This is a genomic window from Pseudomonas taeanensis MS-3, assembly GCF_000498575.2.
Taxonomy (GTDB): domain Bacteria; phylum Pseudomonadota; class Gammaproteobacteria; order Pseudomonadales; family Pseudomonadaceae; genus Aquipseudomonas; species Aquipseudomonas taeanensis.
Window position 1 is genome coordinate 715,623 of sequence record NZ_AWSQ01000002.1, and the last position, 14,250, is coordinate 729,872.

The window sequence follows — 14,250 nt, forward strand, 5'->3', positions numbered from 1 at the left end:
ACTCGTTCAGGGAGCTGCACAAGACCGATGCGCCTAATCTGGAAGTCCTACCGTTCATTGTATTTCGCCACTGCATTGATGCTGCTCGGCTCGGGTTTGCTCAGTACCTATCTAGGTTTGCGTTTGGCAGAGACGGTGGATGGCCTGTGGGTTGGCGCCTTGATGGCGGCCAACTATTTCGGCTTGGCGTTGGGCGGGAAAGTAGGACATAGACTGATCGCCCGGGTCGGCCACATCCGTGCCTATGTAGCCTGCGCCGGCGTGGTTACGGCAGCGGTGCTGGGGCATGGCCTGACCGACTGGTTACCCGTCTGGCTATTGCTGCGTATGTTGGTTGGTTTGGCCATGATGTGCCAATACATGGTGATCGAAAGCTGGCTTAACGAACAGGCGGAGACCAGTCAGCGAGGCAAAGTGTTCGCCGGTTACATGGGCGCCTCCTACCTGGGGTTGGTGCTCGGCCAGTTGGTGTTGGTCGTGCATCCTGCGCTCGGTCCTGAGCTGCTGATGCTGGTGGCCTTGTGCTTCGCCTTGTGCCTGGTACCGGTGGCGTTGACCCACAAGCTGCACCCCGCGCCTATGCATCCTGCGCCGCTCGAGATGCGTTTCTTCCTGAGTCGTGTGCCGTTGTCGTTGACCACCATCGGCACAGCCGGACTACTGATCGGCTCGTTCTATGGTTTGGCGCCGTTGTATGCAACGCGAGTAGGGTTGCCCACCGAGCAAATTGGTTTGTTCATGGGTAGTTGTATTCTCGCCGGCCTGGTAGTGCAATGGCCGCTCGGTTGGTTGTCGGATCGTTGCGATCGGGTGGTTTTGATCCGCGGCTGCGCGGTGTTGCTGACGCTGGCGGCGTTGCCGTTGGCAATGATGCCTGAGGTCTCTTTGCTGCTATTGATCGGCATCGGCTTTGTCGTGAGCATGCTGCAGTTCAGTTTGTATCCCCTAGCGGTAGCCTTGGCCAACGATCACGTGGAGGGTGAGCGACGCGTCTCGTTGACCGCGATGCTGCTGATCACCTTCGGCGTAGGCGCGAGTATTGGACCTCTGCTGGCAGGTGTGATGATGCGCTTTTGGGGTGCAAACATGCTCTATGCTTTTGCCTGCGGTTGCGCGTTGATTCTGGTCTGGCGAGTGCGTCCGGATAACGTCACCCACTTGTACCAGGTCGATGATGCGCCACTGCATCACATCCCTATGCCGGACAGTATCGCCAGCTCACCCTTGGTTGCCGCCCTTGACCCTCGGGTCGACGAGCAGGTGGTGCACGATCAGATGCAGGATGGCAACGCATTCGAAGTAGCAGGCGATATCCCCGTAGAGCCGCATGAGCCGGTTCCGCACGCGTGATCCCACGGCTCAGTGTGATCATTCCTGCGCGCGATGAGGCCCAGGCCCTGCCGCTGTTGCTGGCGAATCTGGCGGGGCTGCGTGCTGGTGGCGCGGAACTGATCGTGGTGGATGGCGGCAGCCGTGACGCTACCGCTGCCTTGGCTGTGCCCTGTGCCGATCAAGTGCTCGAGAGCAGCCCGGGTCGAGCGCGGCAAATGAATGCCGGGGCCGCAGTCGCGCGTGGTGACTATCTATGGTTTGTGCATGCTGATACGCAAATCAGCGCCGAATCTATCCAGTGCTTACTTGAGGTGCTGGCCGAGCGTCCGCTATGGGGGCGTTTCGATGTGCGCTTGTCAGGCCACAGCCTGAGCTTGCGCTTGATCGGCATGATGATCAGCCTGCGTTCGCGGTTAACGGGGGTGGCTAGCGGAGATCAGGGCATTTTCGTTGCCCGCGCGTCGTTCGAGGCGTTGGGCGGTTATGCCGATATTCCCCTGATGGAGGATATTGAGCTCAGTCGTCGGCTGAAAAAAAAGGCTCGCCCGCGGTGTTTGCGTCCAGCGTTATTGACCTCGAGTCGACGCTGGGAACGCCACGGTGTTTGGCGTACTGTGCTACTGATGTGGCGCTTACGGTTGGCTTACTATTGTGGTGCCAGTCCGGCTCGGTTGGCGCGCCAGTATCGCGGAGGGCCACCGCTATGAGTCTGTCTATTTCTTTGCACTTACTAGCACGCTCGCCGGTGCCTGGGCGAGTGAAGACACGGTTGATCCCTGCGCTGGGGCCAGAAGGGGCGTGCGACTTGCAGCGCTTGTTGTTAGAGCGCACCTTGCAGTTGCCGGCTGAGGGGTTCAGTCAGCGTTTTTTGTGGCTGGATGACACGCCCGATGCGAGTCTGCAGGGGCTGGCTGACGACCTGGGCTGGACGCTGGTTGAACAGCCCGTGGGTGATCTGGGCGAGCGGATGCGCTGGATATCCGTATTGGGGTTGGCGGAAAGCGATGGGGTGATATTGATCGGAAACGATTGCCCTGCATTGGATGCCGAATACCTGAGTGGCGCCTGTGCCGCTTTGCATACGCAGCCGGTAGTGCTGGGTCCGGCCGAGGACGGCGGTTATGTCCTGCTCGGTTTACGCCGCGTACATCCTTCGTTGTTTAACGCCATGCCCTGGGGTTCGGACCGAGTCTTGGCGGTGACTCGAGAGCGCCTGCAACAGTTGGAGTGGAGTCATCAGCTGTTGCCGGTGTTGTGGGATGTGGATCGCCCTGAGGATCTGCCGCGCTTGGCGGCGTTAGGTATCCGAGTTGAGGTCTGAGCTACAGCAGGCCGTCGCTGTCGAAGCGCCGGGCTTCGCGCTGTAGTTGATAGACAAAGCGCTCGACCTGGCGCTGCTCCAGGCCGCCAATGCGGTAGAAACGCACGCCGACAAAAGTCGTATCGAGTTTTTCTTCGTACCCCACGTGGCGCAACTCCACCGCCAGGGTCAGCGGGCCAAAAGGCAGTTGGGCAGTAAAGCGTTCGTAGACCTGACCTGCTTGCAGGCTATGGCTGGCATCGCCGGGCAAGCGCAGCTTGCACCCAGTCGCGGAAATATCCAGCAGTTGCCCTTTAATGGGCGTGCGTAACTTCTTATTACCAGCCAGCTCTACCTGCACCTGCTCTGACTGCTTGAGCGGCGCTCTATAGGCATTGCGGCGTTGGTGATAATGCACTTCCTTGGGCATCGGGCTGAAATAGCAGCGTGAGCCCTGGTGTTCGGTGATCTTTACGGTTTGCAGGCACTCCCAGGCGACGCGGACGCCGTCATGGAAGGCTTCGATACGGAATGGCTCTCCATTCTGCAGGAAGCGCTCACCATCGCTGGGAATCATCTCATCGAGGATCAGGCGGTTTTTCTCGCGGTCGACCTCAATCAGGTAGCTCTGAAAATGCTGACTGCGTTCATGGAAGGTGATGAACAGCGGATCGTGATCTTGTTGCAGTTGGCGAAGGTTGGCAGCGATTTCCACCGGCGCTTTGAGCGCCTTGGGTGGTTGCGGGCCATCGTCCTCGAGAAAGGGATTGGACACGGTCCAGAACTCTCCAAGCAAATGCGGCGACACTAGCATACTGACGCTACGGTCGTGTGCTCCTTGTGCCTTGTTAGGTGTCAGGCTCGACTGAGCGGACGCTGTTGACCGATTTTAGCGGTACCGCCGTGACTGTCATAGAGACTGGGCGTTTCAGCGCCACGGAGTATGCCAAGCATGCTGTGGGTCGATGCCTGGTTGGCGCGGATCAGGCGGCCATTGCGCAGATTCGCGGCCTGGCAGCGCTCAAGTAACGCGCTCAGTGCATCGCTGCGGGCGAGCAATTCGGCCCCGTGAGCGGAGCGTGCGGCGAGGGTCTCCAGGCCGAGGCGATCGGCGCTGAGCTGCAGGCCGAGTAAAAATTGGCTGCGTACTTGGCCATGCTGATCGAGCAGTGCAAGCAGGGGTTGCTTGTCTGTCAGAATCCCTTGCAGGCGCGGTAGATCGCGCTCGCTCAGAGCTTTGAATTCGGCATCGATTAGTTCAAGCAGTTGCTCGGCGCTGCCGATATCGGAGGTGAACAACTCTAGCAGGGAAGTATCGTGCATCACGGGCTCTTGGGGAGTAGGCGTCCATCGCTCCCAGCGCAATCCTGAGGCTAACGCTGGGATTCGAAATCAAGCAATTTGCTGGCAACCCGTTGGCTGTCGACTTGGTAGCTGCCATCGGCAATAGCTTGTTTAAGCTGCGCGACACGCTCTTTGTTAACGATAGGTTGTTCGCTCAATTTTTCGCTGATTTTCTGCAGTTGCTGTGCTTCGCGGCTGATTTGTACGGACTCGCCGCTTTTGCCGGCTGCTGCTTGTTCGGTCGGAGCCTGTGCGGGCTGTTTAGTGCCGATGGCATCTTTTTCGCCACCAGCCTGGGTGCCGCCGACACGCCCTGAGCTAGCGGGCGAAGAGGCGTTGTTTAGCCGATTGAAGTCGATGACCATGATGCAAAACCTCGAACAGTGTTTGGGCGCTTGCCTAGCTTGTCGGCGGTGTCTTGGGAAACTTTAGGGCAATCAGGCAATAAAATGTGCGCCAGGTAACACTCTATGCCGAGTGTAAGAAATTGTCAGGAAAATGCTAGTACAAGAATCATGCCTACATTGCCACTTCGACTTGGCCTGGACCGGTTACCCGCGCCTTGATCACGCGCAGCGATCGTTGATTGCGTACATTGATCTGTTTTCCGAGCGTCCCGTCCGATAAGGCTTCGCCGGGCATTCTCACGCTGATAGTGCCACTGTGTGCGCTGATCACCACCTGGTCACCTTTATAAATGACCTCCGCTTGCTCGACGTACGCCGGTGTCAGCACTTGATCCGGCAGCAGTGGGCGCGTCAATTTCTTGCCAATCGCCTGTTTTAAAGAGGACAGATAGCCTTGGTTGAGCAGGCCGGTATCACGTTCCGCCAATGCTATATCTGCATCTGTCAGTAGGCTATTGCGTTTGAGTGGACGTCTGGCTGTAACCACCTCGCGATACAGGCGCACCTGGCCGGGAACAAATACCGTCCAGACAGCGCTGCCTTCGCAACGAACGCGCACAGTAACCCGGCCGATGGGTTCGGTCGGACTTTCCAGGCTGGCCACCAAGTCTTTGTCGCACAAGGGCAAGCGCAGGCGTGAGTCGAGCCGATTAATCTCAACCTCATGCCGCCCTTGGATTTTACTGCGCTCCAAGTAATCGCTAACGGCCTCCTCAAGAAATCTCTGGGTGACGCCGATAAGCTGTTCAGGCAAGGTTGCTGAAGCGGCAGCGATGGAGCTATAGCCGAGTGCAAGTAAAGCCGGTAAAACCGCCAGTAGCTGGTGGCTTTTTGCCATGATGTGTCGATAAATTGTCGTTTCTGCGTTCATGCTGAGTCAAAAGCAAGGCCCGTGCCGCCTGCTAGGCTAAGCGCAATGTGCGCTACTCACACACAGGAGTTTGGGCATGGCCGGTGTAATGGATTCGGTTAACCAGCGAACTCAGTTGGTTGGTCAAAATCGCTTGGAGTTACTGCTGTTTCGCCTTGATGGCAAGCAGTTGTATGGAATCAATGTGTTCAAGGTGAAGGAGGTGCTGCAATGCCCCAAACTCACCATCATGCCAAAGTCCAGCCCGGTGGTGCGTGGCGTGGCGAGTATTCGCGGCGGCACCATCCCCATTCTCGACTTGTCCATGGCAACCGGTAAGGCGCCGCTGAGCGACTTGAAAAACAGCTTCGTGATCATCACCGAATACAACACCAAGGTTCAGGGCTTTCTGGTGCGTTCGGTGGAGCGCATCGTCAATATGAACTGGGAAGAGATCCATCCGCCACCCAAGGGCGCTGGCCGTGATCATTACCTCACGGCGGTGACGCGGCTGGATCAAGAGTTGGTGGAAATTATCGACGTGGAGAAAATTCTCGCCGAAGTAGCACCGACTTCCGAGGCGATCTCAGCTGGGGTTATCGATGTTGAAACCCAGAGCAAAGCGGTCACTAAACATGTGTTGATTGTCGATGACTCTTCGGTGGCGCGAAAGCAGGTGATGCGCTGCCTGCAGACTGTCGGTGTTGAAGTCACTGCGCTGAATGATGGTCGCGAGGCGTTGGGTTATTTGCGCAAGATGGTGGAGGAGGGTCGGTCGCCTAACCAAGAGCTACTGATGCTGATTTCCGACATTGAGATGCCAGAAATGGACGGTTATACCCTGACGACGGAAATTCGCGGTGATGCGCGCATGCAGGGGCTGCACATTCTCCTGCATACTTCTCTGTCCGGGGTGTTCAATCAGGCTATGGTGAAGAAAGTCGGCGCCGATGATTTTCTCGCCAAGTTCCGGCCAGATGAATTGGCGTCACGGGTGGTAGAGCGGATAAACGCGGCAGATCAAACTGCGTGAGATCATCGCGAGCGAAGATTGGGTAAGGAACAGTGGCACCGCGATGCGGGGAATCACCCAGGGCTGACCCTTCAGTGTGGCAGGGTAAGTGTTCAGCGCTTCGCGTGTGCGATATCTGTTTTAATGCCGAATAATTGCCGTAGTGGTTTTTGCGCAACCCTAGATGGGGTTGAGGGGCAGACTCTCGGCACAACACTTTGATTGGCGAGGCCTCGTGAGTGTCTTCAGGTAATTTGGATTTTGAACAGTTCCGGGTCTTCCTGGAAAAAGCCTGTGGCATTCTGCTGGGCAGCAATAAGCAGTACCTGGTGTCCAGTCGACTGAATAAGTTGATGGAGCAGCACGGCATCAAAACCCTGGGTGAGTTGGTTCAGCGCATGCAAAATCAGCCGCGTGGTGGTTTGCGTGAGCTGGTCGTGGATGCCATGACTACCAACGAAACCCTGTGGTTTCGCGATGTCTATCCCTTCGAAGTGTTGAAGAATCGCGTGCTGCCCGAGCTGATCAAGGCCAATCCGGGTCAGCGCTTGCGCATCTGGTCGGCGGCTTCCTCTTCCGGGCAGGAACCTTACTCCTTGTCGATGAGCATCGATGAGTTTGAAAAAACCAATATCGGACAGCTCAAGGCGGGGGTGCAGATTGTTGCCACCGACCTTTCGCCGTCGATGCTGGCCAACTGTAAATCTGGCGAGTACGACAGCCTGGCGATGGGGCGTGGGCTATCTGCGGAACGCCTGCAGCGCTACTTTGACCCTAAAGGGCCGGGGCGTTGGGTGGTCAAGCCGGCGATCAAGAGTCGTGTCGAGTTTCGTCCGCTGAACCTGCTGGATAGTTATGCCAGTCTCGGCAAATTCGATATCGTGTTCTGCCGCAACGTCTTGATCTACTTCTCCGCTGAGGTGAAGAAAGACATCCTCACGCGCATCCATGCCATGTTAAAGCCGGGCGGCTATCTGTTCCTCGGTGCATCGGAGGCGCTCAATGGTCTGCCGAGTCACTATCAGATGGTGCAGTGCAGTCCGGGGATCATCTACAAGGTGAAGTGAGCTGCAGGCAATACATATTTCGTACAATCAAAACGGGAGGCCAGTGGCCTCCCGTTTTTTATGGCGCTGGGCGGCAAGGCGCGCAATGGATTGCCGCTTGGCTTGCCAGTGGGCGGAAAGCTATTGCCGCTCAGGCAGTCTATAGGTCGCTTGTTTTTTATAAGTGATTGAAAAATAAGTAAAAAATATAATGGCATGCACCTTGCTTAATGTCTTGCACGGAAAACAGGCAAGCCAAACGGCAAAGGTTCCTGATCATGACCATCAGCTTCGAAAGTGCACTCGGTATCCATGAAAAAGCTCTCGGCTTCCGCGCTCAGCGTGCCGAAGTGCTGGCCAACAACATGACCAACGCCGATACCCCCAACTACAAGGCGCGCGACCTGGATTTCGCCTCGGTGCTGGCCGCGCAGAGTGCGAAAAGTCAGCGGGTTCCGGCGGGGCTGAGTACAACCAACAGCCGGCATATTGCCGCAGAAGGGCTGGCTATGGGGGGTGCCGACTTGGCCTATCGCACTCCGTTTCAACCGTCGCTCGATCAGAACACTGTCGATCTCCAGGTCGAACAGGCCAGCTATGCGGAAAACGCCGTGCAGTTCCAAGCCAGCTTCACCTTTCTCAATAGCAAGTTCAAAGGGCTGGTCAGCGCCCTGCGCGGCGACTAAAGGAGCCTGAGCCATGTCACTCTCTAATGTCTTCAATATTGCTGGAACCGGCATGAGTGCCCAGAGCACTCGTTTGAATACCATTTCCAGCAACATCGCCAATGCCGAAACCGTGTCGTCGAGTATCGATCAGACTTATCGCGCACGTCACCCGGTGTTCGCCACCATGTTCCAGCAGGCGCAGGAAGGTGGCAGTGGCTCGCTGTTTGCCGATCAGGAGCAAGCGGGGCGTGGTGTGCAGGTACTCGGCATCGTCGAGGATCAGAGTGAGTTGGTGGCACGCTACGAGCCGAATCATCCGGCGGCAAACGGCGACGGTTACGTGTATTACCCCAACGTCAATGTGGTCGAGGAGATGGCTGACATGATCTCGGCCAGCCGGTCCTTTCAGACCAACGTTGAGATGATGAATACCGCCAAACAAATGTTGCAGCGCGTACTGACCCTGGGTCAGTAAGCCGTCAAGGAGAGCAGCGCATGAGTATTACCAGCACTGGCGGCGTCACTGGTTCGGCACTCGATCAATACCAGATACAGAGCGAATCGGCGGGCAAGGATGAACTGGGCAAGAACGAGTTCCTCAACTTGCTGGTGGCTCAATTGAATAACCAGAACCCGTTGGAGCCGCAGGGTAATGGCGAGTTTATCGCCCAATTGGCGCAGTTCAGCCAGGTCGAGGGTATTGAGAAGCTCAACGGCAGCATGGAATCGCTGGTCTCGGGTTATCAGTCCTCTCAGGCACTGCAGGCGTCTTCCCTGGTCGGGCGTAAGGTCATCGTGCCGACCGACAAGGCGGTGGTGGACACAAGTGAAAGCTTCAAGGCCAGTCTGGTGTTGCCGACCACCAGCAGCAATGTCTACGTCAACGTATATGACCAGGCCGGCGTGGCGGTCAGTCGGGTCAATCTGGGCGAGCAGGCTGCAGGTAATGTCAGCTTCATTTGGGACGGTAAGGATGCCAGCGGCAATCTGTTGCCGCCTGGTACTTACAAGTTCGAGGCGCAGGCGACTTATGAAGGCGAAACCAAGGGGCTTTACACCCTGCTGCCGGCCAACGTCGACAGTGTGACCTTGGGCGGTAGCGAGCTGACCCTCAACCTGGCGGGGCTTGGCAGCGTGCCACTCTCGCAGGTGCAGATGATCGGTCAATAACTCACAGGTTTTAATCGCCGGCGGTACCGGCAAAGGAGACATCCATGTCGTTTAATATCGGTCTTAGTGGTCTGCGCTCTGCAACCAGCGATCTCAATGTTACCGGCAATAACATCGCTAACGCGGGTACGGCTGGCTTCAAGCAGTCGCGTGCCGAGTTCGCCGACCTTTATGCCTCCTCTGTGGTGGGCAGCGGCAAAAACTCTCAGGGCAGTGGCGTGTTGTTGGCGAATGTTTCGCAGTTATTCAATCAGGGCAACATCAATTACACACAGAACGCTCTGGATCTGGCGATCAACGGCAATGGTTTTTTCCAGACCAGTAACAACGGCGATGTCAGCTACACTCGTGCCGGCTATTTCGGCACCGATCGCGATGGCTTTATGGTGAATAACTTCGGTTACAAGCTGCAGGGCTATGCGGTTGATGGCAACGGTAACCTGCAAAATGGCATTGTCAGTGACATCCAGATTCAAACGTCGAGTCAGGCGCCGCGCGCCACGACCGACCTGGATCAGGTGTTCAACCTGAACTCGACCAATGAGGTGCCCAGCAACACGCCGTTCAATCCGAATGACCCCACTACTTACAACTCGTCGACTTCGACCAACATCTATGACAGTCAGGGCAATGCCCATTCCTTGACGCAGTATTTCGTCAAGACAGGCGCTAATGACTGGACGATGAATGTGTTGATCGATGGTCGCAACCCCAATGTGCCGACCTCGACCACGCCGTTCTCCACCGCTCTGAATTTCACGGCTTCCGGTCAGTTGAATCTGGCAGGTCTGACATCCACGGATCTGACCGTGAATGCCAACGGTACCTTGGATCTGACCAACTGGGTGCCGGCCGCTCCGGACAGCTCGGTACCGCCGGTCTGGAGTGCCAACGGTACCAACACCCCTGCTGTGCCTATCAATATCGATCTGCGCAAGGCCACTCAGTTCGCTAGCGCTTTCGCGGTCAACAGCGTCAGTCAGGATGGTTACACCACGGGGCAGTTGTCGGGTCTGGAGATCGACGATACCGGGGTTATTTTTGCCCGCTACACTAATGGGCAATCCAGGGTGCAGGGGCAGGTGGTGTTGGCCACCTTCGCTAACACCCAGGGGCTGACACCGGTGGGTAAGACCGCCTGGGTGCAGTCGTTCGAGTCTGGCGAGCCGGTAGTGGGAACGCCGCGCTCTGGCACGTTGGGTTCTCTGCAGGCTGGGGCGTTGGAAGACTCCAACGTCGAACTGTCTGATCAGTTGGTCAACCTGATCGTTGCTCAGCGTAACTATCAGGCGAACGCCAAGACCATCGAGACTGAAAACGCGGTGACTCAGACCATCATCAACTTGCGCTGATAGGTGTTAAGTCCTGGTCTATTAGGTCAGGTGTGAGGGTGGCGAGGCAGGGCTGGCTGGGTTTCGACTCAGTGGTGTGTCTCGCTCCCTTGTCACTCGCTTGCCGCAGGCGGCAGTCTTTCGCCGCAAGGCGTGTTTATAGGCCCCTCAATGGGGCCTTTTGTTTTATATAAATTCATATATTTCAAAGACTTGATAAATATTATCCGAGGCTGGCGCGGTATTTGCTCATATTCATAGCAAAGAGCCTTGCAGAGCAGCGGGCGGTACGCCCACCTCGGAGAGTAACCATGGACAAGATGCTGTACGTCGCCATGAGCGGAGCCCACAACAACACTCTGGCTCAGAGCGCACATGCCAATAACTTGGCGAATATCTCGACCAGTGGCTTTCGCCGCGACTTCGAACAGGCGCGTTCGATGCCGGTGTTCGGTGACAGTCATCCGGCGCGGGTCTACGCCATGAGCGAGCGCCCCGGTACCGACTTCACTCCCGGCGCTCTGCAAGAGACGGGACGCGATCTGGATGTGGCGATTGGCGGCCAGGGTTGGCTGGCCGTGCAGGCGGCAGATGGCAGTGAGGCCTATGTGCGTACCGCCAGCCTGAATGTCGACGCCTTAGGCATGCTACGTGCCGGCAACGGCTTGCCGGTGATGGGCAATGCCGGGCCAATTGCCGTGCCGCCGGAGCAGAAAATCGAGATTGGTCAGGACGGCACCATCAGCATTCGCGCCCTCGGCGAGGCGCCGAACGTACTCGCGGAAGTCGACCGACTGAAGCTGGTCAACCCCGATCTCAAACAAATGCACAAGGGCACTGACGGCTTGATGCGCTACAGCGGCCAGCAGCCGCTGCTGACTGATGCCACGGTGCAGGTGACCTCCGGTTTTCTCGAGTCGAGCAACGTCAATGCGGTGGAAGAGATGACCGCGATCCTCTCCCTGTCTCGTCAGTTCGAACTGCAAGTGAAGATGATGCGCACCGCCGAAGACAATGACACGGCGATGGCGCGCGTTTTGCAATCTAGCTAATTACCAACACGCGGCGCCATGAATACGGCACCCGAGGAGAATCGATATGCTTCCGGCACTGTGGGTCAGCAAGACCGGTCTGTCCGCCCAGGACATGAACCTGACCACCATTTCCAACAACCTGGCCAACGTCTCGACCACGGGCTTCAAGCGTGATCGCGCCGAGTTCGAAGACTTGCTCTACCAGATTCGCCGTCAGCCGGGTGGTCAGTCGAGCCAGGACAGTCAACTGCCGTCCGGCTTGCAACTCGGCACCGGGGTGCGCGTGGTGGGCACCCAGAAGATTTTCACTGCTGGCAGCCTGCAGACTACCGAGCAACCGATGGATATGGCGATCAACGGTCGTGGCTTCTTTCAGGTGCTGATGCCGGACGGCACGGTGTCCTACACCCGCGACGGTAGCTTCCATCTGAACTCCGACGGTCAGGTGGTCACCTCCAATGGCTTTGCCCTGGAGCCGGCCATCGTCCTGCCCAACGAGGTCAAGACCTTTACCGTCGGCGAAGACGGAACGGTGTCGGTGACGACTACTGGCAACCCGCAGCCGCAGATCGTCGGCAACTTGCAGACCGCCGATTTCATCAATCCGGGCGGCCTGGAAGCGATCGGCAGCAACCTGTTTATGGAAACCGCCTCCAGTGGCGCCCCACAGGTCGGTACGCCGGGCCTGAATGGGCTGGGTACCACCCTGCAGAACACCCTGGAAAATTCCAACGTCAGTGTGGTCGAGGAGTTGGTGAACATGATCACCACCCAGCGTGCCTACGAGATGAACTCGAAAGTTATCTCCACCGCCGACCAGATGTTGGCCTTCGTGTCACAGAATCTTTAATGCCTGGCGGGGCGTAGCCCTGCTTGGCTTGAACATGAACGCCGTGAGGTAGTGGTTATGAACCGGCTTATTATTGTGCTCTCGATGCTTGCGCTTGCGGCCCTGAGCGGCTGTGTGTCGCCGCCGCCGAAGCCGGATGATCCCTACTATGCGCCGGTGTTGCCGCGTACGCCGTTGCCGGCCGCGCAGAACAACGGTTCTATCTATCAGGCCGGCTTCGAGAACAGCCTGTTTGATGATCGCAAGGCTCATCGTGTCGGCGACATCATCACCATCACCCTCAATGAGCGGACCCAGGCCAGCAAGAACGCCGGCTCGCAGATCAAGAAAGACAGCAGCGCGAAGATAGGCCTGACCTCGCTGTTCGGTGGTGGCGTGTCGCTGCGCAATCCGGGCTCCGGCAACATCCTCAATCCATTGACCGGCGACAACCTCGGGCTGGAAACCGGCTACAGCGCCACCCGGGATACCAGCGGGGATAGCAAGGCAGCTCAAGGCAACAGTCTGTCCGGCTCGATCACCGTCACTGTGGCGGAAGTGTTGCCCAACGGCATTCTCTCCGTGCGTGGCGAGAAGTGGATGACCCTCAACACCGGTAATGAGCTGGTGCGTATTGCCGGGCTGGTCAGGGCCGACGATATCGCCACAGACAACACCGTGCCCTCGACGCGAATTGCCGATGCGCGCATCACCTACTCGGGCACCGGCGCCTTCGCCGATGCCAGTCAGCCGGGCTGGTTGGATCGCTTTTTTGTTAGCCCGCTGTGGCCGTTTTGAGACGTGAGAGCATGAGCATGATGAAGTGGGTGATCACCGTCGCGGCGCTGCTGCTGGCATCCGTTGCTCAGGCCGAGCGGCTCAAGGATCTGGCCAGTATTCAGGGCGTGCGCAGCAACCAGCTGATCGGCTACGGCCTGGTCGTCGGCCTCAATGGCACCGGCGACCAGACCACGCAGACACCCTTCACTGTGCAGACCTTCAACAACATGATGGCGCAGTTTGGCATCCGCGTGCCGCAAGGCGGCAACGTGCAGTTGAAGAACGTCGCCGCGGTGTCCATTCATGCCGATCTGCCGGCGTTCGCCAAGCCGGGTCAGACCATCGACATCACCATTTCCTCCATTGGTAATGCCAAGAGCCTGCGTGGTGGCAGCCTGCTGATGGCGCCAATGAAGGGTATCGACGGCAATGTCTACGCCATCGCCCAAGGCAGCCTGGTGGTCGGCGGCTTCGATGCCGAGGGTAGCGATGGATCGCGGATTACCGTCAACGTGCCGTCGGCCGGGCGCATACCCGGTGGTGCCACGGTCGAGCGACCGGTGCCGAGTGGGTTCGATCAGGGTAATACGCTGACCCTCAACCTCAATCGTCCTGATTTCACCACGGCGAAGAATATCGTCGACCAGATCAACGAATTGCTCGGCCCGGGCGTGGCGCAAGCGCTAGACGGCGGCTCGATTCGCGTCAGCGCGCCGCTCGACCCGAATCAGCGGGTGGATTACCTGTCGATCCTGGAAAACCTCCAGGTAGAAGTAGGGCAGGCGGTGGCCAAGGTCATCATCAACTCGCGCACCGGCACCATAGTCATCGGCCAGAACGTGCGGGTGCAGCCGGCAGCCGTGACCCACGGCAGCCTGACGGTGACCATCACCGAAGACCCGATCGTCAGCCAGCCGGAAGCGCTGTCTGGCGGCCAGACTGCGGTAGTGCCGCGCTCGCGGGTGAATGCCGATCAAGAGGCCAAGCCGATGTTCAAGTTCGGCCCCGGTACCACCCTGGATGAAATCGTCCGCGCGGTGAACCAGGTCGGCGCCTCGCCTTCCGACTTGATGGCCATCCTGGAGGCGCTCAAGCAAGCCGGCGCCCTGCAGGCCGACCTGATCGTGATCTAAAAGAGGTCGCATAC

17 protein-coding genes are annotated in these 14,250 nt (G+C 57.9%); 13 read left to right on the forward strand and 4 right to left on the reverse strand.

From position 1 onward, the window contains the following. The first annotated feature begins 27 nt into the window (after window positions 1–27). From TMS3_RS11395 to TMS3_RS11405, 3 genes are read left to right on the forward strand one after another with little or no spacing between them, the layout of a single operon-like run. Window positions 28–1,350, forward strand: a complete 1,323-nt coding sequence (locus tag TMS3_RS11395; protein ID WP_025165406.1) for an MFS transporter — start codon at window positions 28–30, stop codon at window positions 1,348–1,350. Continuing rightward, on the forward strand, window positions 1,347–2,039 hold the full coding sequence (locus TMS3_RS11400) for a TIGR04283 family arsenosugar biosynthesis glycosyltransferase (protein ID WP_025165407.1): 693 nt from the start codon (window positions 1,347–1,349) through the stop codon (window positions 2,037–2,039). Before TMS3_RS11395 ends, TMS3_RS11400 begins: the two co-directional genes overlap by 4 nt. Continuing rightward, window positions 2,036–2,653, forward strand: coding sequence for a TIGR04282 family arsenosugar biosynthesis glycosyltransferase (locus TMS3_RS11405; protein ID WP_025165408.1), 618 nt, complete (start codon window positions 2,036–2,038; stop codon window positions 2,651–2,653). The genes TMS3_RS11400 and TMS3_RS11405 overlap by 4 nt, the downstream gene beginning before the upstream one ends. 1 nt (window position 2,654) lies before the next feature. Here TMS3_RS11405 and TMS3_RS11410 read toward each other — a convergent pair whose 3' ends face one another. From TMS3_RS11410 to flgA, 4 genes are all read right to left on the reverse strand, one after another. Then, window positions 2,655–3,407: a flagellar brake protein gene (locus TMS3_RS11410; RefSeq protein WP_025165409.1), complete on the reverse strand. Its 753-nt coding sequence runs from the start codon at window positions 3,405–3,407 to the stop codon at window positions 2,655–2,657. Between the two features lie 80 nt (window positions 3,408–3,487). Then, a complete protein-coding gene (locus TMS3_RS11415) occupies window positions 3,488–3,955 on the reverse strand; it encodes a flagella synthesis protein FlgN (RefSeq protein WP_025165410.1) in 468 nt (155 codons plus the stop codon). Window positions 3,956–4,005: 50 nt separating this feature from the next. After that, window positions 4,006–4,341, reverse strand: a complete 336-nt coding sequence (gene flgM, locus TMS3_RS11420) for a flagellar biosynthesis anti-sigma factor FlgM (RefSeq protein ID WP_025165411.1) — start codon at window positions 4,339–4,341, stop codon at window positions 4,006–4,008. A gap of 154 nt (window positions 4,342–4,495) precedes the next feature. Continuing rightward, window positions 4,496–5,254, reverse strand: coding sequence for a flagellar basal body P-ring formation chaperone FlgA (gene flgA, locus TMS3_RS11425; protein ID WP_025165412.1), 759 nt, complete (start codon window positions 5,252–5,254; stop codon window positions 4,496–4,498). Between the two features lie 76 nt (window positions 5,255–5,330). Between flgA and TMS3_RS11430 the strand changes: the two genes are divergently transcribed. The 10 genes from TMS3_RS11430 to TMS3_RS11475 all read left to right on the forward strand — a co-directional run bounded on the left by TMS3_RS11430 (window position 5,331) and on the right by TMS3_RS11475 (window position 14,236). Further along, a complete protein-coding gene (locus TMS3_RS11430; protein ID WP_025165413.1) occupies window positions 5,331–6,266 on the forward strand; it encodes a chemotaxis protein CheV in 936 nt (311 codons plus the stop codon). A gap of 218 nt (window positions 6,267–6,484) precedes the next feature. After that, complete coding sequence (gene cheR, locus TMS3_RS11435) at window positions 6,485–7,312, forward strand: protein-glutamate O-methyltransferase CheR (RefSeq protein ID WP_025165414.1); 828 nt, start codon at window positions 6,485–6,487, stop codon at window positions 7,310–7,312. Window positions 7,313–7,569: 257 nt separating this feature from the next. Then, window positions 7,570–7,977, forward strand: coding sequence for a flagellar basal body rod protein FlgB (gene flgB, locus TMS3_RS11440; RefSeq protein WP_025165415.1), 408 nt, complete (start codon window positions 7,570–7,572; stop codon window positions 7,975–7,977). A 13-nt stretch (window positions 7,978–7,990) separates the two neighbouring features. Further along, the gene (gene flgC / locus TMS3_RS11445) at window positions 7,991–8,434 is read left to right on the forward strand and encodes a flagellar basal body rod protein FlgC (protein WP_025165416.1); all 444 of its coding nucleotides are present in this window, start codon (window positions 7,991–7,993) and stop codon (window positions 8,432–8,434) included. Window positions 8,435–8,454: 20 nt separating this feature from the next. Next, window positions 8,455–9,129, forward strand: a complete 675-nt coding sequence (gene flgD / locus TMS3_RS11450) for a flagellar hook assembly protein FlgD (protein WP_025165417.1) — start codon at window positions 8,455–8,457, stop codon at window positions 9,127–9,129. Window positions 9,130–9,173: 44 nt separating this feature from the next. Further along, window positions 9,174–10,481 (forward strand): flagellar hook protein FlgE, encoded by a 1,308-nt coding sequence (flgE, locus tag TMS3_RS11455; RefSeq protein ID WP_025165418.1) that lies wholly within the window; start codon window positions 9,174–9,176, stop codon window positions 10,479–10,481. A 290-nt stretch (window positions 10,482–10,771) separates the two neighbouring features. Beyond that, window positions 10,772–11,512, forward strand: a complete 741-nt coding sequence (locus TMS3_RS11460; protein ID WP_025165419.1) for a flagellar basal body rod protein FlgF — start codon at window positions 10,772–10,774, stop codon at window positions 11,510–11,512. Between the two features lie 46 nt (window positions 11,513–11,558). Further along, on the forward strand, window positions 11,559–12,344 hold the full coding sequence (gene flgG / locus TMS3_RS11465) for a flagellar basal-body rod protein FlgG (RefSeq protein ID WP_025165420.1): 786 nt from the start codon (window positions 11,559–11,561) through the stop codon (window positions 12,342–12,344). 57 nt (window positions 12,345–12,401) lie between these two features. Further along, a complete protein-coding gene (gene flgH, locus TMS3_RS11470; RefSeq protein WP_025165421.1) occupies window positions 12,402–13,121 on the forward strand; it encodes a flagellar basal body L-ring protein FlgH in 720 nt (239 codons plus the stop codon). Window positions 13,122–13,132: 11 nt separating this feature from the next. Beyond that, the gene (locus tag TMS3_RS11475) at window positions 13,133–14,236 is read left to right on the forward strand and encodes a flagellar basal body P-ring protein FlgI (protein WP_200929635.1); all 1,104 of its coding nucleotides are present in this window, start codon (window positions 13,133–13,135) and stop codon (window positions 14,234–14,236) included. Window positions 14,237–14,250 lie beyond the last annotated feature (14 nt).